This window comes from Psychrobacter sp. 1U2 (genome assembly GCF_051847575.1).
In genome coordinates this window covers 1-579 of the sequence record NZ_JBPYDC010001539.1, presented here as the reverse complement: position 1 = coordinate 579, position 579 = coordinate 1, and the positions used below count along the sequence as shown (strand labels likewise).

Annotated in this window: 1 protein-coding gene; it reads left to right on the top strand. The window is 48.0% G+C overall.

From position 1 onward, the window contains the following. Window positions 1-579 (top strand): FAD-dependent oxidoreductase (locus tag ACS8FD_RS23065; protein WP_439277570.1); only part of this gene is annotated, 579 nt, incomplete at both ends.

Genomic DNA, 579 nt, shown 5'->3' with positions numbered 1-579 from the left:
AAATTTATCGACCCATGGACGGTAGAGATTGCGCTAAACGATGGCGGCACGCAGCGACTAACCGCACGCTCCATCGTTATTGCGACTGGCGCGCGTCCATTTGTACCAGACTTGCCAGGTTTGGAAGAAACTGGCTATGTGACCAGCGATACTATTTGGAACAAGTTTACCGAGTTAGAAGAAGCACCAAAAAAGTTGGTCGTTCTTGGCGGCGGGCCAATTGGCTCAGAGCTGGCACAAGCTTTTGCACGCTTAGGCTCCAACGTGACCCAAATCGAGAGAGGCGCACGTCTTATGAAAAAAGAAGACGTGGAAGTCTCTGAATTTGCGCAAAAAGCACTCACTGAGAGTGGCGTAAATGTCTTAACCTCGCATCAAGCGATACGCTGTGAGATACGTGACGACAAAAAATATATTGTGGTGAAACACAATGAGGCAGAAATCGCGATTGAATATGACGAATTGCTTTGTGCCGTTGGACGTAGTGCGCGCTTAGAAGGCTATGGCCTAGAAGCATTAGGTGTTGAAACTGAGCGTACTATTGAGACGGATGACTATCTAGAGACCCTCTATCCCAAT